This is a genomic window from Bradyrhizobium sp. CW1 (genome assembly GCF_023100665.1).
Taxonomy (GTDB): domain Bacteria; phylum Pseudomonadota; class Alphaproteobacteria; order Rhizobiales; family Xanthobacteraceae; genus Bradyrhizobium; species Bradyrhizobium canariense_D.
In genome coordinates this window covers 7,025,885-7,044,767 of the sequence record NZ_CP064684.1, presented here as the reverse complement: position 1 = coordinate 7,044,767, position 18,883 = coordinate 7,025,885, and the positions used below count along the sequence as shown (strand labels likewise).

Here is an 18,883-nt window from a genome sequence, read left to right as displayed (position 1 = left end):
CGCTGCCCATGCGCGGGGCCGCGACGGGCCCGCGGCGACGTGCGCGGCGTCTGCCCGGACCGTCTGCAGAAGGAACATCCCGAGTGAACGCGCTTTCAGAACAGATCCTTTCCGAATTGCGCCACCTGCTGAGCGAGATGAGCGACGGTGGCAGCGTCGGCCCGTCGGTCTATGACACGGCGCGAGCTCTACAGTTCCGCGGCAACGTCACCGGTCGGCAGGACGCATACGCATGGCTTATCGCGCAGCAACAGGCCGATGGCGGATGGGGAAGCGCGGACTTCCCGCTGTTCCGCCATGCGCCCACTTGGGCGGCGTTGCTGGCATTGCAGCGTGCCGATCCTCTTCCCGGCGCTGCCGACGCAGTCCAGGCTGCAACACGGTTCCTCGAGCGCGAGCCCGATCCCTACGCGCATACGGTGCCGGAAGACGCGCCGATCGCCGCGGAGCTGATCCTGCCGCAGTTGTGCGGCGAGGCCGCATCCTTACTGGGCGGCGTGGCGTTTCCGCGCCACCCGGCGCTGTTGCCGTTGCGGCAAGCGTGCCTGGTCAAGCTGGGGGCGGTAGCGACGTTGCCGAGCGGCCATCCGTTGCTGCACTCCTGGGAAGCCTGGGGAACCTCGCTGACCATCGCATGCCCGGATGACGACGGCAGCATTGGCATCAGTCCGGCGGCCACCGCCGCGTGTCGTGCGCACGCCGTGACACAGGGGAGCACGCCGCAGGTCGGGCGCGCCGACGCGTATCTGCTGGCGGCATCGCGGGCGACGCGCAGCGGCATCGAAGGTGTCGTTCCCAACGTCTGGCCGATCAATGTGTTCGAGCCATGCTGGTCGCTGTACACCCTGCATCTGGCCGGGCTGTTCGCGCATCCCGCGCTCGCCGAGGCGGTGCGCGTGATCGTCGCGCAGCTCGACGCGCGCCTTGGCGTGCGCGGTCTGGGCCCGGCCTTGCACTTCGCGGCCGATGCGGACGACACCGCCGTTGCGCTGTGCGTCCTGCGCCTTGCAGGCCGCGACCCGGCGGTCGATGCGTTACGCCATTTCGAACTCGGCGAGCTGTTCGTCACCTTCCCCGGCGAGCGCAATGCCTCGGTGTCGACCAACATTCATGCCCTGCATGCGTTGCGACTGTTGGGAAAGCCCGCCGCCGGGACCAGTGCCTACGTCGAGGCCAATCGCAACCCGCATGGTGTATGGGACAACGAAAAATGGCACGTTTCGTGGCTGTATCCCACCGCGCATGCGGTCGCTGCGCTGGCGCAAGGCAAGCCCCAGTGGCGCGACGAGCGCGCGCTGGCGGCGCTGCTGCAGGCGCAGCGCGACGACGGCGGCTGGGGCGCCGGTCGCGCGTCCACATTCGAGGAAACCGCCTATGCGCTGTTCGCGTTGTACGCAATGGACCGGAGCGAGGAGCCGACAGGGCGCCGGCGCATCGCGCAGGCGGTGGCGCGTGCGCTCGAGTGGATGCTCGCCCGCCATGCGGCGCATGCATTGCCGCAGACGCCGCTGTGGATCGGTAAGGAACTGTATTGCCCCACCCGGGTCGTGCGCGTGGCCGAACTCGCCGGGTTGTGGCTGGCGCTTGGTTGGGGGCGGCGCGTCGCGGCCGAGGGAGCAGGAGCGGCGCCATGATCCAGACCGAACGCGCGCTGCAGCAGGTGCTGGAGTGGGGGCGTTCCCTGACCGGGTTCGCAGACGAGCATGCCGTGGAAGCGGTCAGGGGCGGCCAGTACATCCTGCAGCGCATCCAGGCGAGCCTGCGCGACACCAGCGCCCGCACCGGCCGCGATCCGCACGACGAAACGCTGATCGTGGCGTTCTATCGCGAACTGGCGCTGCTGTTCTGGCTCGACGATTGCAACGACCTTGGCCTGATCGCGCCGGAGCAGCTCGCTGCCGTGGAGCAGGCGCTGGGGCAGGGCGTGCCGTGCGCGCTGCCCGGATTCGAGGGCTGCGCTGTGCTGCGCGCTACGCTGGCCGCGCTCGCCTACGATCGTCGCGACTATGTTCAGCTTCTTGACGATACCCGGTGCTACTGCGCGGCGCTGCGCGGCGGACACGCGCAGGCGGTAGGGGCGGAACGCTGGTCCTACGCCGAGTACCTGCACAACGGCATCGATTCGATCGCCTACACGAACGTGTTCTGTTGCCTGTCGTTGCTGTGGGGGCTGGACATGGCGACCTTGCGCGCGCGTCCGGCGTTTCGCGAGGTCCTGCGGCTCATCTGCGCGATAGGGCGCCTGCACAACGATCTGCATGGACGCGACAAGGACAGGTCGGCCGGCGAGGCCGACAACGCGTCGATCCTGCTGCTGCAGCGCTATCCGGCTATGCCTGCGGTGGAGTTCCTCAACGACGAGCTGGCCGGCCATACGCGCATGCTGCACCGGGTGATGGCGGAAGAACGCTTTCCCGCGCCGTGGGGACCGTTGATCGAGGCCATGGCGGCCATCCGCGCGCAGTACTACCAGACCTCGAGCAGCCGCTACCGCAGCGACGCTGCGGGGGAGGCCAGCGTGCGCCGGCCTGAAGGCGCGGGAGGCGGCGGCGTGCGCGCGCTGCCGTCGGTCCGATCCGACGCAACGCCGTCGCCCGATGCGACGGACGGAGCGAGCATGAGCGACACCGCCCTGAGCCGGCGCAAGGACGACCATCTCGACATCGTGCTGGACCGACGAACGGCGCCGGCCACGATCGCCCCCGGCTGGGAGTACGTCCGTTTCGAACACTGCGCATTGCCCGAGTTGGACCTGACGCAGATCGACCTGCGCGCCTCGCTGCTGGGCAAGATCATGCGCGCCCCGCTGCTGATCAGCTCCATGACCGGCGGCACGTCACGCGCCGAGGCCATCAACCGGCATCTGAGCGAGGCAGCGCAAGCCTTGGGGATTGCCATGTGCGTCGGTTCGCAACGCGTGAGCCTGCAATCCCGCAACTCCCAGGGGTTGACGCGCGCGCTGCGCCGCCTGGCCCCAGACATTCCGTTGCTGGCCAATATCGGCGCCGCGCAACTGCGCGAGGCCGACGGCCTGGACCTGGCGCGCCGCGCGGTGGATGCGCTGGAGGCCGATGGACTCATCGTCCATCTCAATCCGCTGCAGGAAGCGCTACAGCCGGAGGGCGACCGCGACTGGCGCGCCGTCCTGGCGCAGATCGCTCGCGCCGCGCGCAGCGTGGGCGTGCCGATCGTGGCCAAGGAAGTGGGGTCGGGCCTGTCCGCCTCGGTGGCCTGTGCGCTCGTTGCGGCGGGCGTGGCGGTGATCGATGTCGCCGGCGCCGGCGGCACCAGTTGGGCCGCGGTGGAGGGCGAGCGCGCCCGCGATGCCGCCGACCGTACAGTGGCAATGGCGTTCGCCGATTGGGGGCTTCCGACCCCAGCCAGCCTGCAGGCGGTACGTGAGGCGCTGCCAACGGTGAAGCTGATCGCGTCGGGCGGGATCCGCGACGGCGTCGACGTGGCCAAGGCCATTCGCCTGGGCGCGGACATCGCCGGGCAGGCGGCCGGCGTGCTGCGCGCGGCTACGGTATCCACCGAGGCGGTTGTCGCGCATTTCGAGATCGTCATCCGCCAGTTGGCCGTCGCCTGCTTCTGCACCGGCTCGGCTGATCTGGCGGCGTTGCGTCACGCGCGCTTGTTGCCATCGGCGCATCTGCCCGCCGGTTGATGGCGGCGTCGCCCGCACTTGCGGCGGGCGCCTAGTCTTACTCAGCTAGAAAGTCGCGGATGCGGGGGATTCGCGGTGCTGGCGGATTTGCTCGGGTGCTGCTTCGTGATCAGGGAGGCGCCCCGCCATGCCCGACTGGACAGCCGAGAGTGAAGCCGCATTCGGCGCCTATGTCGATGCTTTGATCGGGGTGATCGGCCACGCCGAACGAGCTGAGCCTCTGACGTGGCCGGAACTAGGTGCGCCGGGAGCCCGGCAAGGAGTAGATGGTGCAAGTCCATTGCAATGAAGGAGTAGCGATCGACCCCGACTCATGGGCGATCCGTCGTGAGGAGACCGGTAATTTCTGTGGTGTCAAACAAGGGTTGTTAGGCTCAAGCAGTCCCGTCAGCATCGTTTTGAGACCAAGCGATGGCGGTGGAATGATCGAGGGCCGGAGCGAATTTGACGACAAATGCCGGAAGGAGGTCCGCACAGACATAGACAAAGAGCTGGGAGAGCCTGTTCGACGGCGACATCTTGCTTGTCGATGCGCCATACCAAGAAGATCATGGCAGCGCTGCAGAGCGCGTTCGTGAATCATGAGGCGGAGACTTATGCCCTTCTCGCCGGCTTTGCCCGGGCTGCCATACGCTCCGACCGGTCACCGACTACACGACACGCCGGATCCGAACCGTCTGCGGAACCATTGAGGTTCGCAATCCCCGATGCATGCTGTGCCGGGAATGCCATCCAGGGCCGATCGAACGACACCGGAGCTGATGGAACTGATGGCGCGGCTTGAAAGCATGCTGCCCTACTGGCAGGCGCCAAAGGTGCTGGCCGATTCCTGCCCACTGAACCGACTGAGACGCATGCGATCGTGCGCAAGGTACGATCAGGATCGGCAAGCGGCTCGACGACCAGGTCATGCAGGAAATTGGCGTGCGAGGCCCCAAACGGATGACCGATGGCACCTTGAGATGCAGCTTCCCGGAGCTCGGCGCAAAGAGTTCGTCATCAGCATCGATACGGCGTACGTTCGTAGCGCTGATCAACATTCGGCGCGAATTTTCGAGCTCGTCGTGGCCAGATGCGCCCGCGGGGGACGGGGAGAAAGGGGCGGTTGCTATTTCTTAACCGGCAGCACCGACCATCAGGCAATCCGCGATCGTGCTCTTCGCCCTCTCTAGGAAGTCGGAATATCGCGGCTTTGGGGATGTGACGGTGACCTCGGACGGGGCCGAAATCTTAAAGCGGCTGCCCCGCGCCATGCCGAAACCAACGACCCACATCATCGACTGGTTTCATATTGCCATGGAGATCCAGCCCATACAGCAGATCGCCGATCGCATCGTACGATTCCGATCAGGCCCTTTTTGAGTGCTTCCAGCCATCGGCAGGGACGTCAGAACTGTGAAGTGGCGTCTCTGGCATGGGCGGGTCGGCCGCGCGATCCGCGACCTGGAGCAACTTCCCAGGGCAGATTCAGTTGGCATGCTGCATAGCTTCGCTTCGTTCTCACAACATTGAAGACGTGCGGCCAAGTCTGCTCAGCTATCGCTTGGCCTGGCTCGACCAACCGGCACCCCGCCGTCGCGTTTTTACGGCTCTGCGGAATTGCGTGTACGAGGCTTGACACTGGCTCACTGGGTTCTCTGGAACGATGCAAACGTGCGCGTTACTCAGTCCCCGGGTCGGTCTCCATCATTCATGGGCGCAGCTCGTCGATGACTTCGGCCGGCGAGCATCGAACGCGCGACATCTCTGCGCCACGCAGGCTGGCAAAGGCCTGGAGCACAGCGCCAAAGCCGAACCATACATCGGCGATCCGCCCTCTGAAATGTGACCGCGACCATCAGCCGATCAGCATTGGATTGTCCGGATCCCCATGGATGCAGTCAGGCGGACGGTCGTGGCCAGCCGCCCCTCAGTGCAGTTGACGACAGTGCTCTTGGCCGACACACGACCAGCAGAGTGGCGGTGTGATCTCCCGAAAGGGAGGGCCGGTAGTCCATCACCAGGGTTTGTCAGAGCCAGTCACGGTGAAGCGGGCGCAGTGACTCTCTCTGCGGCATAGTCGTCGAGCTGGCGAGAGAGAGGTCTGCCTCAGACGGGGCGGTTTTCGCTTCTGTTTTTCACCGGCTCCATTTTGGCCAGGCCGTCCTCGTATGAAACTTCCGTGTATGATCCACCGATGTCCTTGGCCGCGTCGAGCAGGTAGTCGAGCCTACCGGCCGTACCGAGCTTCTTGATGTCATTCTTGTCGACGCCGGCGAGGTCCATCATCTCCTTCCACACAGTTGATTCGTCGCAAGGCAGAATGCGGAAGGTGATGTCGCCTATCTTGGTGCGGTACTTCGCGAGCAGATCAATGTTGTTGCAGAAAATGAAATAGCTGCCTTTGGGGCTCAGCCTGCCATCCAGAACCTTTGCAGCCTCAGGTAGATACGCGAACGAATGCAGATATCCGGCAAGGACTGGGATGGTCGGTTCGCCTTCCTGCGCGATTGCAAGAACTTGTTCAATGGAATAGTCCGGCGGTCGTTTTTCGTCGGCGAGCTGGGCTTGGAACTTCAGCGCGATGTCGCCCCGAAATCCAAATCGCCCCGGCTTCGTTGTCTCGGTCTTAAGCACCGCATTCAGCAACCGCCCCTCCTTGTCCAACTGGCCAAGAGCGGTGTTGTCGATGGACGTCATGGAAGGCTCCTCATCAATCTGTCGTGTACATGCATCGCCAATGCGGCGTGTCCGCTGACCTTATGCAAGTTGTTTGCCGTGCCCCCATGTCTGCAGCGACGCACACGGTAAGCGGCGGATTGGCGCAATGTGCAGGGACAATACGTGCTGGCACCATCACGAGGTCTCGGCCGGATAAGGGCGGGACGCCCGAAAACCGCCTGTCGCAAATCAGACAGGTCGCAAATCGAATGGTCGCCCCTGCTAAACCAATGGATTTCAGCTGCATCTCGATTGGCATGGGATTTGCGAATTGTGCCTCCGACAGAAACTGAGAGCGAGCCAGAAATGATCAGCCTAACGGATAGCGCCATCAACGCACTGAAGGCCGCAATCTCCTCGACGGCCCAGCCGGCAAGCGGTTTGCGGGTCATGGTCGAAGGCGGCGGTTGCCAAGGGTTCACGTACAAAATGGGTCTTGCTCATGAGCCGGTCTCCGATGAGCCCGTGTTTGAGCAAGACGGGATCAAAGTCTTCGTCGACAAGGCGAGCCGGGTGCATCTCAACGGCACCACGATCGATTTCGTGGTGTCGCTCGAAGGATCAGGGTTCCGCTTCGATAACCCAAACGCCAAATCGAGCTGCTCCTGCGGCAAATCGTTCAGCTGAGTCGCCTTCGGACCATTCGCAATGGAAGGAGCATCGAACATGGGCCTGAAGGCTGAACGAACGAAGCAGTCTTCGAGTGCAGAGGCTTCCGATCGCGAGCGGATTGTCCGTGCCGTGCTCGATGAGATTCGGCCAAGCCTCAGGCGTGATCGTGGGGATTGTGAGCTCGTCGAAATCGAAGGCAACAAGATCATGGTCAGGCTCACCGGCGCCTGCATGTTATGCAAGCTTGCGGGAACGACGCTCGCGGCCATTCAGGCGCGCCTGATCGAGCGGCTCGGCGAGTTCGTCCGCCTGATCCCGCTCCCCGCAGCTGCCAAAGAGGGGCCTTAAGTGCAGAGCGGACAGTCCGTGCAGCCGATCTACCTGGATAACAACGCGACGACCCGTGCACATCCATCGGTAGTCGCGTCAATGCTGCCGTTCTTCTCTGGGCAATTCGGCAATGCGTCGTCCGGGCATGCATTCGGCATTGAGGTTGCGCCCGCATTGAAACAAGCGCGCCGGAAGCTGCAGGCCCTCGTTGGCGCGGCATTTGATAACGAGATCGTCTTCACCTCGGGCGCGACTGAATCCGACAACACCGCGATCCTGTCCGCGCTCGCCGTGCAGGAGGGACGCGACGAGATCGTCACTACGGCCGTTGAGCATCCAGCTGTGCTGTCCCTTGCCGAGGAGCTGGGCCGACGCGGAATCAAGACCCATGTCATTCCGGTCGATGCAAGCGGCCGATTGAACATCGAGGATTATCGCAACGCATTGTCGAGGCGGACGTCAATCGCCTCGGTCATGTGGGCCAATAATGAGACCGGTACGATCTTTCCGGTGAAATCCCTCGCCAAGATGGCGCGCTCAGTCGGCGCGCTCTTTCACACCGATGCGGTCCAGGCGGTCGGGCGGATTCCGATTGACCTGAAGACTACGGACATCGACATGCTATCGCTCTCCGGCCATAAGCTCCATGGTCCGAAGGGGATCGGCGCGCTGTATGTGCGCAAGGACATCAGGTTCCGACCGCTGATCATCGGCGGCGCACAGGAGCGGCATCGCCGCGCTGGCACCCAAAACGTTCCGGGCATTATTGGGCTCGGCAAGGCGGCGGAACTCGCTGCGGCACACCTCATGCAAGAGCAGACGCAGATTGGCATGCTTCGCGACCGGCTTGAGCAAGGCATTCTCGCTCTCGGCTGTTGCATCGTGCTTGGTGATATCAAGAACCGCTTGCCAAATACGTCCAACATCGCATTCGAGCATCTCGAAGCAGAGGCCATCGTCGACCACCTGAACCGCAACGGAATTGCCGCCTCGCTCGGTTCAGCCTGCGCGTCCGGCTCGATGGAGCCGTCCCATGTCCTGCGCGCGATGAGAGTACCACCGGCCTTTTTGCGCGGTGCGGTTCGCTTCTCGCTGTCGCGCGAGACGGCGCCGGATGAGATCGATCGTGTCCTGCAAGTCCTGGCGGACATCAATGCCAAACAGAGAGCCTTGTGGCGTGCGTGTCAGGAGCGCGCGGGCGAGAGCTCACAAGTTGCGGAGCTCCTATGAAGGTCATGATTCGCCGTTCGCCCGAGACGGGGCTTTCGATTTATGTGCCCAAGAAGGATCTTGAGGAGTCGATTGTCGAATGTGAGCACGAGACGCTGTGGGGTGGTTGGATTAGAATCGCGAACGGGTGGGTGCTCGACCTACCCGCGATGGCGAGTGACACCATCCTTCCAATTACGATCAATGCCAGGAAGCGCGACGGCGAAGCAACCGAATGATGAATGCTGCGACTCCACAGAACCTCGCCAAACCAGCGGATGCGGAAGCTGTTCTTGGCGCAGCGGTCCGGCCTTTGCGAGGAAGGCCACATCAATCCCTGGCTTTGGCTTGGCGTGGTCGAAGGTTCCAGCCGAACCTGCCGATGACTCCGGAAGCGCTCGAACCGTCCTTGGGACCCAAGATGGCGCCGACGCATGGTGTCAAACGCAATACTCGGCCTAGCCTGCACTGTTGGGCAACGAGATGGCGTTGCCGGGGAGGCCTCGCGAGGGCCCATTGTGCTGACATCGCCAGCCCGGTCGTTACATTCCGCACATCTTCATAGTTAGGCCAATCGCTGCAACTCCGCAAAATACAGTTTCGAGAGGATTGGATCTCGCACCGGGCCAAGTCGTAGCTCGCAAATCGTGATGCAACGGTCGCGATGCAAATCCTTGAATCAGTCGAATTGCGCGAAGACTAAGGTTGTAAATGACGCATCGTCATACAAGGAGCGTCGACGACTCGCGAACTGGAAGGCCAACGCCCTCCGCTCCTGACGATGATCCCTATCTGTGGTTGGAACAAATAGAAGGCGCGCGGGCGCTGAACTTCGTCGAGCGGCAGAATAGCAGAACCCTGGAGGTGTTTGGCGGACCCGCAGCCGAACGAGACAGAGATGCGCTGACAGCGATTTACGACCGACCTGACAATATTCCCTATGTCAGCCGGCGCGGCGAGTATCTCTACAATCTCTGGAGGGACGCCAATAATCCACGCGGCCTCTGGCGGCGAACCACTCTGGAAGAGTATCGCAGGCTGAAGCCATCATGGGACATCCTGCTCGACCTCGATCAACTTGCGGTCAGCGAAGGCAAAGACTGGCTTCTGAACGCCACGGCCGCACCGCCTGGAGATCACTCGCGATGGATCTTGAGTCTATCGCGCGGCGGAAGCGATGCCGTCACCTTGCGTGAATTCGACTCAGACACGAAGCTCTTCATCCACGACGGCTTTGTCTTGCCGGAAGCCAAAGGCAGCGGCGTATGGCTCGATTTTGATACGCTGGTGTTGTTAAGCTCCCATGGTGACGGCATGGCCGCGACCACCGGCTATGCGCGCACCGTGAGGCTGTGGCGGCGTGGTACGCATGTTGACAAAGCGGCAGTGATCTTTGAGACCAAGGCCGCTCATGTGTCAGTCGGTTGCAGTGTTGACGACACTGTCGTGCCGCCCAGGATCTGGTTCCTCGATGCGACAGACGTCTCCAATTGTGTGGTCTGGCTGGGCGATGAAACGGGAGCCAAGACGAGGCTCGATTTGCCAAGTAACATCTGGATGCGGTCGCATCGCAACTGGCTTGCCCTGAAGCCGCGCGAATCCTGGTCTGTGGCAGGGCACACCTATGCCGCGGATACGGTGCTCGTCATCGCGCTGCCGGCATTCCTGGCGGGCAGCCGCCAGTTCGACATTCTCTTCGAGCCGGGCCCGCGCCGTGCGCTGCAGAGCTTCTTTTGGAGTGCGGGCAAGCTTGTGCTTTGTATTCTCGACAAACTCCGCCCAGTGTTCGAGATCTGCACTCCATCCGATCATCGCTGGAACCGCGAGCAATTGGGCGGGCTTCCTGATCTTGGCGTCGTCGACATCTGGTCTCTCGATCGCGATCCGTCCGAGAGCAATGGTGACTTGCTGGCTCACGTCGAGGATCCGCTCACCCCGCCGTCTCTCATCCTGCTGGAGCGGGGCGTGGGCAGTCCCGCCGTGCTGAAGCAGGCGCCGAAGACGTTTGCCGCGGAGCACTGCGTGGTCACGCGGCACGAGGCCGTCTCGATCGACGGTGAGCGAATTCCCTACCTACAGACCGGGCCGGTCAGACAGACCGGCAACGCGCCGGTCCATCTGAGCGGATATGGCGGGTTTGGAATGTCCGTGAAACCGTATTACAATTCCGCGCTCGGTAAGCTTTGGCTTGACTGCGGCGGCACCACGGTTCAGGCAAATTTGCGCGGCGGCGGTGAGTTCGGCACGCGCTGGCACGACGCCGGCCGGCTGGCCGGCAAGAGATTGTCGCATGACGATTTCGCAGCCGTCGCCGCCGATCTCGTTAAGCGCGGCGTGACACAGGCCAAGCGGATCGGGGCCGAGAGTGGATCGAACGGCGGCATCCTCATTACCAACATGCTAACGCGATATCCTGGGCTCTTTGGCGCACTGTTCTGCACCGTCCCGCTGATCGACATGCGCCGCTACACCAAACTGCTCGCCGGGGCGAACTGGCTCGCCGAATATGGCGATCCCGACAACGCTGAGGAGTGGGAGTGGCTGAAGACCTATTCTGCCTATCATGCTGCAAGACCCGGGCAGTCCTATCCACCGATCCTGATGGCCACCAGGCGGCGGGACGATCGCGTCCATCCCGGACATGCGCGCAAAATGGCAGCGAAGCTGCAGGCGATGGGCTATGAGGCTTATTTATACGAGCATGCCGCCGGCGGCCACGGCTGTGGCAAGGACAACAGGGAGCACGCCGGCTTGTTGGTGCTGGGCCTGCGTTTCCTGAAGAGCAGGATCGGCTGGCTGGATACCGAGGACGGGAGCGACGTAGTGTAGTTGTTGGACGGCAGTTCGTGCGATGTCGACCGAGGCGGCTGCAGCTTTACGAATCTGAGGCGTCCACACCCGCACCACCTATTCGAGATGCCTACCAACGTTTGGACGCACGGTCCAATTCGTGGCCGTCGGGACTCTGGGCACCAGGCGTTTCTCTTCACCTGCCCGACAATGCGTCCGGAGTGTCAGGAAGGGGCCCGCGTGATCTTCACGACATAGGTCGGTAACGGGTTTCTTGTCTGCATCTAGGAAGCATCGCCGGTTCAAGTTGTCCTTCAAAGCGTCCGGAACGTCTTTTGCGGATTGTGCTTTGCATACGCGTCACATTTCGGCGACAAGATCAACTTTCAACGACACCAGCCGCCATGCTCTTTGCTCAAGGGCATAGATGAACCAGCGTACCGCCCTCGTAATAGCGCTGCCGGGCGCTCTTGTGATCGCAATTCTGTCAGCTTTCGAACATGAGTTGATAAAACGGACATTCGAACGGACGGTGCCTAACTGCTTGACGCGAAACACAAATACGTTTGTGGCAGGTATGGCACGCCAGTTGCTCTTGGCTTTTCAGAAACGACTCTGGGGATGCTTGCTGGAAGGATTCGGCTTGCGAAGAGAATTGGAAAAATGAGTACTTCAGCGCAACACCAGGTAGCCTGCGGCGGCGGCGAGATCAGCGAGACCATGCAAGTCATGGCTAAGCACAACAGCTGCGGTACGGTCGGTGGGAGCGGCAAGGCCAGGTGCCGATCTCAGGCCGGCATCGGCAATGTGCCAAATGAGGTCTGGGAAAAGGTGAAGAACCATCCCTGCTATAGCGAGGAGGCGCACCATCATTATGCCCGGATGCATGTCGCCGTCGCACCCGCCTGCAATATCCAGTGCAATTACTGCAATCGTAAATACGATTGCGCAAACGAATCGCGCCCCGGCATTGTCAGCGAGAAGTTGACGCCGGAGCAGGCCGCCAAGAAGGTGCTGGCGGTCGCTTCCGCCATCCCTCAGATGAGCGTGGTCGGCGTTGCTGGCCCTGGCGACCCCCTGGCGAATCCGGACAAGACATTCAAGACCTTCGAGCTCGTCAATAAACTCGCGCCAGATATCAAGCTGTGCCTCTCGACGAACGGTCTGGCGCTAGCTGATCATGTCGACACGATTGCAAGACTTAAGGTCGATCACGTGACGATCACGATCAACATGATCGATCCCGATATTGGCGCAAAAATCTATCCCTGGATCTTTTACCGCCACAAGCGCTACACCGGCATTGAAGCTGCAAGCATCCTCAGCAATCGGCAGCTCCAGGGCCTGGAGATGCTCACCGCGCGCGGCATCCTGTGCAAAGTCAACTCGGTGATGATTCCCGGGATTAACGATCAGCATCTGGTTGAGGTTAACAAGGCCGTGAAGTCGCGCGGCGCCTTCCTGCATAACGTGATGCCGCTGATTTCGTCACCCGAGCACGGCACCGTGTTCGGTCTCAGCGGGCAACGCGGCCCGACCGCACAGGAAGTGACAGCATTGCAGGATAGCTGCGAAAGCGAGATGAACATGATGCGTCACTGTCGCCAGTGCCGCGCCGACGCCGTCGGACTGCTCGGGGAGGACCGCGGCGCCGAGTTCACCATGGAAAAGATCATGGCCATGGACATCAAATATGATGAACAGGCCCGAAAGGAGTATCAGGCCAAAGTCGAGAAGGCGCGCATTGCAAAGCTTGCGGCCAAGCAGGAGCAGCTTGCTGGGCTTGCCAGCGCGTCCAGCGAAATCAAGGTGCTGGTGGCGGTTGCAACCAAGGGCTCGGGATTGATCAACCAGCACTTCGGTCATGCCAAGGAGTTCCAGATCTACGAGCTCTCAACTTCGGGCGCCAAATTCGTTGGCCATCGTCCTATTCATTCCTATTGCCAGGGCGGCGATGGCGAGGACAGCAAGCTCGAAATCGCCATCGATGCCATCAACGACTGCCATGCCGTGCTCGTGTCAAAGATCGGCGGCTGCCCGAAGGCCGAATTGATCAAGGCCGGAATCGAGCCGGTCGATCAGTACGCCTGGGAGTTCATTGATGGCTCGGCGATCGCCTGGTTCAAACTCTATCTCCATAAAGTCAATGAGGGGAAAATCAAGCACGTTGAGCGGGTCGATCCGGCTGCCCGCCGCAATGCGCTGATTTCCGCCGCCTGAGGATGGGTTCAGACAATGCCGTTCAAGATCATCGCCTCGCAATGCACGGGCTGTTCGGCCTGCGAAACGCAGTGCCCGAACTTCGCTATTTCCGAGCGAGCCGGCGTTTTCCAGATCGATCCTGAGAAATGCACCGAGTGCGCCGCCTACTTTGATGAGCCCCAATGCGTGGCGGTTTGCCCGGTTGACAATACATGCGTGCTTGATACGGCGCTGCCGCGTCACCAGGCTGCTTGAGGGCCACGATGGATGTCACTACGACACTCGTTCAGAAACTCGGGCGGATGATGCTCCGCCTTCACGAGGCGCCGGCCACGACTTTCCCCTTCTCAGACCGGGTGGACGGCTCTCCCTGGTCGCTAACCTTTTCGCCAGTTGTCGACCCATATTCTGGCAACGCGCACGTGGGCGGGAGCGCTCGAGCTATTCCTGTCGACCCGAAGGCCGCTGTCTTGGGCGTCAAGGATCAATTTCGCCGATGGACCCACAAAGGGCTGACCCGTCTTCCACGATATCAATCCAGTCATGTGCGGCCATCATTGAACAGGCGACATTCATGCCCGAGGCCTTCTTCAGTTGGTCATCCGAGAGAGGGCGTCCTCACCGAGCCGTGTCTTGGTCGCACGGTATCGAGCCGGCTAAGCATCATCACAGGGCGACAGGGCTATCCTATCACCTCGATGAAGGTGCAGAAATACACCTGCGCCACGGCAGGGCGTTCGGACCCGATCACGTGATGCGGAAACGAATTTCCTGCCACCGGTGCGGTCGGCGCCACCAAGTTGGAATTCGGCTGCTATGAGAGCACCTCGTGCGGGTCTTCCTGTTCTCGCTCAACGCCTATTGCCGACTTGCAGGTGCGTCTCGGGCAACCCGGCGAAGGACGGCAACTGTCGGAGGCTGCTGGGGCTTTGTCCGGCGGACGATGCTAGCGCCGAGGTGTTGTTGGGCGAGCGTATGGGCGGGACCGTGAGTGATCACGTCCACAATGCCCTCGGTTGCCGGGGTAATCAGGTCGACTCTGTCAGCTGTGCGCATCCCGCGCTGAAGCACGCGGCTCGCGGCCGGCTCAAGCACGCCCGGCTCGATGACAGACGCGCGTGCCGCGTCGATGGCTTCTTCAATATCAACGATGGGCTCACGGATAGTTATCTCGATCGTCTCGATTTTAGGCTGCGGGCATTGATGTTGCTGCACCGGGATCCCGACAGGCTCATGCAATCCGTGACCCCAAGCGCCGCCGTGCGGGAATGGAGGGGGTCCATCGAGCATCATGATAGGGCGGTTCGTAAGCCCGGGCGCTCGCGAGGCGCGGTACAGTTGAACCATGGAGCGGAGACGGCAGCATGAGCAACATCGCCCGTGATAGTGACATCGTCGAGCTGACGGACGCCCCCTCCTTTGATTATGGTGACAACGTGCGGGCCAACCGCACCATCCGCAACGACGGCACCTATGTGGGCAAGGAGATCGGTGAGGTTCTGGTCAAGAAAGGCGAGCTTGGCTATGTCGTCTCGATCGGCACGTTCCTGCAACAATTTTATATTTATGGAGTCGAATTCCTCGGCTCCGGCAATCGCGTCGGCATGAAATGCAAGGAGCTCGATCTAGTCTCGCCAAGCCACGAAGGCGAGGAGCCGTTCTTGCCAGGAGCGGCACCCCGATGATCGAACCAAGATCGCCAAAATACCGGTCAGGCCAACGTGTCAAGGCGGCAATCGATCTGCTCAACGACGGTTCCTTTCCCGGCGCGTCGGCCGAAGAGTGTCTGGTCAGCGTCGGGTATATTGGTCAGATCGTCCAGGTCGGTCGCCATACGGGAGCGAACCTACCCATTTATATGGTCGACTTCGGCAAGCAGTTGGTGGTTGGCTGCCTCGAGGCAGAAATCTCTGCAGTCTAGGATATCGCGCAATGAACGCAGCAATCATCAGACGACATCATTCCGGATTGCCTGCGCATCCCAACGAGCTCGACCGGTGGCGGATCGTGCGCGCGCTGAAGAAGCGCGAGCACTACCGATATGTCTCGCCAAAGGTGACAGCGGTTGCTGGTGGCTATCTGGTCGAGAGCCCGTGCTGCTCAGGCAATATCAATGCGGAGGGCGGCCTCGTCGACGTCGCGCTGCTGCACCACGATAGGACTGCGGCGGCATGGCAGCTGCTCCGCAAAGATCACCGCAGGGGCCTTTGGGAGTGGCATTCAACCCATCAACGGCTTAGCCTGGCGACAGCGGTTCTGAACGCCGACCCTGAACGTTTGTTCTGGCAATAGATCGTTGAGATGGTGCTCGAAGGCGCCTTGACGGAGATCGAGTAGACGCTCGCCGCTATTCATACAGCCTCTGAGCCCTGCCTGACGCTCCGGCAGAAAGCTCCACATCTTGCCTGGATTTGTTGCGAGGCGTCCGAGATGACGCAGAATCCGTTCCGCCGGGTTGGAAGTTCGACCTGCATCTACTCGAGAGTGAAGGTCACTGTTACAGATCACGAATGATCCGCAGCGCGCCGGCATTGTGCTGGCCAAGCGCTCTGGCAAGTCGATCAAGCAATCGCCTGCCGGTGCCAAGCTCACACAGGACGGCTAGGCCCGCGGGTTGCTTGCCATGCCGTAGTGCCCGGCCCGGGAATATCACGATCAGCTCGCTCGCTCGTCCATCGGGTCCATAAGACGGGGACAGGCGATGGTCTCCCAGAACTGTTCGCTGAGGACGGAATCGCCTGGGAACGTCAACGTGGCTTATTAAACCAAGGATACTGCGGTAGATGAAGTTTGGATCAGCGAGCCGTGCTCGATCTGCTGATGAGGAGTAACGCTCAGGCTTTGCAAGATGTGCCTTTGTGAGTACTCGCCCTTAAGTCCACCGCCGTGCACTCGCCGTGAACGCCGGTTGGTGATGCGCGCGCAAGTGAGGCAGTGCGACTGTCCCGGCCTATCCGCTCTACTCCATCATTAGTATTCGGGCGCGGAAATATCATACTACAAACTAGTGAGTGAAGTCGGCGCGTTCAAGCAGAAGCGCTTTTTCGAGTTGTTTTTTCGAAGACGCATCGAGTGTCCCATCTCTATCGCTTGCTTCCATGTTGAAGGCGCTGACGTGCACGTGGAAAATCAGGTTTGTCACGCGAATAAAGATCCAGATGACAGAGGACAAATTCGCGTGTAGTTCCGGTTCTTATCTCAAAGAGAAAAATCCGCTTGAATAGTTGTCGATGACCATTGATATGGTAATGGGAAGCAGTTGCGTCATCGCCAAAAACAAGACGCTACAAACAGATGTGCAAAGCGAAATCGGAGAACACGTGGCAAAAAGCACCAAGCGCAAAGAGTATAGTAAGGATGACGTCAAGCTGCTCAAGGCGCACTCAAAGGCCCGCACCCCTGTAGCTAGGGTTTCAAAGCTTATGAAGCGATCCGAGGGCTCTCTAAGACAGAAAGCACGTACCTTGGGGATTGGCTTGGGTCACCAGCGCTGAGATCCGCCTCAATGTTCGGAAATTGACCGGCGTGATGATCGAGACGGCCAGGCGGCTTACGACCGCCAGGTCACCCGATCGCTTCAGGTCCCTGCGCCCAAGGGTCAGCTCGCCATGAACGAGCTGACCGATTTCCTGATAGACCGGCTCACTTGGCCTAAAACTCGTCGAGTCATGGTTTTAATCAGGGACTGATAAGCCCGACTCGTTCGTCTCATAGTGCGGCTTACATCGGTCAATATAGATTTATCGAGCCCGGAAATACGGTCCGCGAGCGTGCCGGCGGATCATCATCCCGGCCGGTAGACGTCATTCGGCGCTGAGCTATCTCCCTCTGCCTCCATCCTTCTCGAGGCGCACTACTGGAACCCTAGTTGCCCCGAAGAGGGAGCTTGGCCCGAGTCCGTGGGTGCCGGCATGTCAGCCTACAGCATTAGCGGTCTGCGGCTGACGCAGATCGCTCCGATGATGCTGCGGGCCGGCAAGGCGCAGAAAGAAGGGAATAGCCGCGGTTCGGCCTATGGCGACAACATAAAGGAACTCCGGCAGGAGATGTGCGTCGAGTAGGCGCAGAAGCGTACAAGTATTTTGTATGTTCATGCGGAGCTGCCTCGGCATCCTCTTGTATGCGGGATTTGTTATGAGGTGGGCAAGAGCGGTGGTGAACCTTGTTCATCGTCATCATCGAGACTGTCGATTGGCCGCCACGACTGCCGCGCGCGGACAGCGCGGCGGCCGCGGTAGACTCGATGGTGGCAATGAGAATTGAATTGCGTGCCGCACTCGCTAGCAGCAGGCCGCATTTGCGGTAAGATCGTCCGTATCCAGAAACGATTGAATCTGACGTCCTTAATTCGGAGCTGCTCCTTGCTGCACTTTCGATATGTTGCCTCAGGCAATTTTAAGTGTGTCGCCGCCGATTTCGCGGTTGCAAGGGCAGAGCTCATCCGTTTGTATCGCATCCAGAACGCGTAACGTGTCCGTCGGGCTGCGGCCGACATTGAGGCTTGTCGCATAGACATGCTGGATCGTGTTCTCAGGATCGACGATGAACGTGTAGCGATGCGCGATGCCATCACGCGATCGCACTCCAAGGCCATCGACCAGTGCGCCCTTGGTGTCCGCAAACTGCCAGATCGATAGACGGTGCAGATCCTTGTGCTCACGCCGCCAGGCGAGCTTGCAAAACTCGTTATCGGTCGAGCCACCAAGCACGATTGCATCGCGATCGGCGAAATGCTTGGACAGGCGAGCAAACTCAGCGATTTCGGTTGGGCAGACGAATGTGAAATCCTTCGGGTAAAAGAAGATGATTTTCCATTTTCCGGGGAAACTCCTCTCAGTCAGCGTCTCGAAGGCGCTCTGCCCGTTCTCCTCTGGCAGGTGAAAGCCGGGCTTCACGCCTGTGATGTCGAACGGCGGCAACTTACTTCCAATTCCAGGCATATTGTCCTCACAGCATCGCGTCACACGGAAACAGCGTTCCGCGACTGGCAAAGCAAGCGATATGCCACCCCGCTGATGGCAAGCCCCATCATGCCGGTCGTGGAACATTCGCCTTTGATGATGGCGGTGTCCTCGGACCCTATCTGCACCGTGTGGTCTCCTCAATTGACTCGGCCCGGCATTCCCCGTTGCGCGCTCCTTCGCCCGCCTCTCGCAGGGGAATCCACGCGCCCGCTTTGTCGGTTTTCTGTCAGAGCCCTTGCCGCTGTCGGGTCCACCACAGCTTCCGGTCTCGGGGGCTGCGCTATTAGTCAAGCCTAATCAGATGCTTAACGCGCGTGCGAACGAATGGCACGCCAGTTGCTAACTGAATGCAGCAACAAGGAGTGAGGGCTGAGGGCACGCCGACGCCGATGGCGAGCGATGGCCTCCT

Annotated in this window: 19 protein-coding genes and 1 pseudogene; 16 read left to right on the top strand and 4 right to left on the bottom strand. The window is 60.9% G+C overall.

Features of this window, described 5'->3' with window-relative positions:
• The first annotated feature begins 83 nt into the window (after window positions 1-83).
• The 4 genes and pseudogenes from IVB54_RS33825 (at window position 84) to IVB54_RS33810 (ending at window position 5,029) form a co-directional block, all read left to right on the top strand.
• A complete protein-coding gene (locus IVB54_RS33825; RefSeq protein WP_247384321.1) occupies window positions 84-1,634 on the top strand; it encodes a hypothetical protein in 1,551 nt (516 codons plus the stop codon).
• Window positions 1,631-2,532, top strand: a pseudogene (locus tag IVB54_RS33820) (hypothetical protein). The gene IVB54_RS33825 and the pseudogene IVB54_RS33820 overlap by 4 nt, the downstream one beginning before the upstream one ends.
• An 85-nt stretch (window positions 2,533-2,617) precedes the next feature.
• Complete coding sequence (gene fni, locus IVB54_RS33815; protein WP_247359575.1) at window positions 2,618-3,667, top strand: type 2 isopentenyl-diphosphate Delta-isomerase; 1,050 nt, start codon at window positions 2,618-2,620, stop codon at window positions 3,665-3,667.
• A gap of 1,152 nt (window positions 3,668-4,819) precedes the next feature.
• The gene (locus tag IVB54_RS33810; protein WP_247299051.1) at window positions 4,820-5,029 is read left to right on the top strand and encodes a hypothetical protein; all 210 of its coding nucleotides are present in this window, start codon (window positions 4,820-4,822) and stop codon (window positions 5,027-5,029) included.
• Between the two features lie 726 nt (window positions 5,030-5,755).
• On the opposite strand, the gene IVB54_RS33805 is transcribed toward IVB54_RS33810, so the two are convergent.
• The gene (locus IVB54_RS33805) at window positions 5,756-6,346 is read right to left on the bottom strand and encodes a hypothetical protein (protein WP_247540838.1); all 591 of its coding nucleotides are present in this window, start codon (window positions 6,344-6,346) and stop codon (window positions 5,756-5,758) included.
• 327 nt (window positions 6,347-6,673) lie between these two features.
• On the opposite strand from IVB54_RS33805, the gene IVB54_RS33800 reads away from it, so the two are divergent.
• The 7 genes from IVB54_RS33800 to IVB54_RS33770 all read left to right on the top strand — a co-directional run bounded on the left by IVB54_RS33800 (window position 6,674) and on the right by IVB54_RS33770 (window position 13,765).
• Window positions 6,674-6,994 (top strand): iron-sulfur cluster assembly accessory protein, encoded by a 321-nt coding sequence (locus IVB54_RS33800; RefSeq protein ID WP_247395810.1) that lies wholly within the window; start codon window positions 6,674-6,676, stop codon window positions 6,992-6,994.
• Window positions 6,995-7,033: 39 nt separating this feature from the next.
• Entirely contained in the window at window positions 7,034-7,327 is a 294-nt protein-coding gene (locus tag IVB54_RS33795; RefSeq protein ID WP_247299047.1) for a NifU family protein, read from the top strand.
• 18 nt (window positions 7,328-7,345) lie between these two features.
• Complete coding sequence (gene nifS, locus IVB54_RS33790; protein ID WP_247441640.1) at window positions 7,346-8,539, top strand: cysteine desulfurase NifS; 1,194 nt, start codon at window positions 7,346-7,348, stop codon at window positions 8,537-8,539.
• On the top strand, window positions 8,536-8,757 hold the full coding sequence (gene nifT, locus IVB54_RS33785) for a putative nitrogen fixation protein NifT (protein WP_247336471.1): 222 nt from the start codon (window positions 8,536-8,538) through the stop codon (window positions 8,755-8,757). The genes nifS and nifT overlap by 4 nt, the downstream gene beginning before the upstream one ends.
• A 472-nt stretch (window positions 8,758-9,229) precedes the next feature.
• Window positions 9,230-11,347 (top strand): prolyl oligopeptidase family serine peptidase, encoded by a 2,118-nt coding sequence (locus tag IVB54_RS33780; RefSeq protein WP_247453723.1) that lies wholly within the window; start codon window positions 9,230-9,232, stop codon window positions 11,345-11,347.
• Between the two features lie 624 nt (window positions 11,348-11,971).
• Complete coding sequence (gene nifB / locus IVB54_RS33775; protein ID WP_247377101.1) at window positions 11,972-13,528, top strand: nitrogenase cofactor biosynthesis protein NifB; 1,557 nt, start codon at window positions 11,972-11,974, stop codon at window positions 13,526-13,528.
• A gap of 15 nt (window positions 13,529-13,543) precedes the next feature.
• Window positions 13,544-13,765 (top strand): 4Fe-4S binding protein, encoded by a 222-nt coding sequence (locus IVB54_RS33770; RefSeq protein WP_247377099.1) that lies wholly within the window; start codon window positions 13,544-13,546, stop codon window positions 13,763-13,765.
• A 603-nt stretch (window positions 13,766-14,368) separates the two neighbouring features.
• On the opposite strand, the gene IVB54_RS33765 is transcribed toward IVB54_RS33770, so the two are convergent.
• On the bottom strand, window positions 14,369-14,749 hold the full coding sequence (locus IVB54_RS33765; protein WP_245288477.1) for a hypothetical protein: 381 nt from the start codon (window positions 14,747-14,749) through the stop codon (window positions 14,369-14,371).
• A 125-nt stretch (window positions 14,750-14,874) separates the two neighbouring features.
• On the opposite strand from IVB54_RS33765, the gene IVB54_RS33760 reads away from it, so the two are divergent.
• From IVB54_RS33760 to IVB54_RS33750, 3 genes are read left to right on the top strand one after another with little or no spacing between them, the layout of a single operon-like run.
• On the top strand, window positions 14,875-15,195 hold the full coding sequence (locus IVB54_RS33760) for a nitrogen fixation protein NifZ (RefSeq protein WP_247776918.1): 321 nt from the start codon (window positions 14,875-14,877) through the stop codon (window positions 15,193-15,195).
• Entirely contained in the window at window positions 15,192-15,431 is a 240-nt protein-coding gene (locus tag IVB54_RS33755) for a nitrogen fixation protein NifZ (RefSeq protein ID WP_018457702.1), read from the top strand. Before IVB54_RS33760 ends, IVB54_RS33755 begins: the two co-directional genes overlap by 4 nt.
• Before the next feature lie 11 nt (window positions 15,432-15,442).
• Window positions 15,443-15,802 carry a hypothetical protein gene (locus IVB54_RS33750; RefSeq protein ID WP_247540846.1) on the top strand — a complete coding sequence of 120 codons (360 nt, stop codon included), beginning with the start codon at window positions 15,443-15,445 and terminating at the stop codon, window positions 15,800-15,802.
• Between the two features lie 712 nt (window positions 15,803-16,514).
• Here the strand turns inward: IVB54_RS33750 and IVB54_RS33745 are convergent.
• Window positions 16,515-16,652 carry a hypothetical protein gene (locus tag IVB54_RS33745; RefSeq protein ID WP_157643053.1) on the bottom strand — a complete coding sequence of 46 codons (138 nt, stop codon included), beginning with the start codon at window positions 16,650-16,652 and terminating at the stop codon, window positions 16,515-16,517.
• Between the two features lie 88 nt (window positions 16,653-16,740).
• Between IVB54_RS33745 and IVB54_RS33740 the strand changes: the two genes are divergently transcribed.
• Together IVB54_RS33740 and IVB54_RS33735 are read left to right on the top strand one after the other, a co-directional pair.
• Window positions 16,741-17,004, top strand: a complete 264-nt coding sequence (locus IVB54_RS33740) for a hypothetical protein (protein ID WP_247359581.1) — start codon at window positions 16,741-16,743, stop codon at window positions 17,002-17,004.
• A gap of 417 nt (window positions 17,005-17,421) precedes the next feature.
• Window positions 17,422-17,571 (top strand): hypothetical protein, encoded by a 150-nt coding sequence (locus tag IVB54_RS33735; protein ID WP_018458234.1) that lies wholly within the window; start codon window positions 17,422-17,424, stop codon window positions 17,569-17,571.
• Between the two features lie 324 nt (window positions 17,572-17,895).
• Here the strand turns inward: IVB54_RS33735 and IVB54_RS33730 are convergent, their stop codons facing one another.
• Complete coding sequence (locus IVB54_RS33730) at window positions 17,896-18,450, bottom strand: peroxiredoxin (RefSeq protein WP_026233536.1); 555 nt, start codon at window positions 18,448-18,450, stop codon at window positions 17,896-17,898.
• Between the last annotated feature and the right edge of the window lie 433 nt (window positions 18,451-18,883).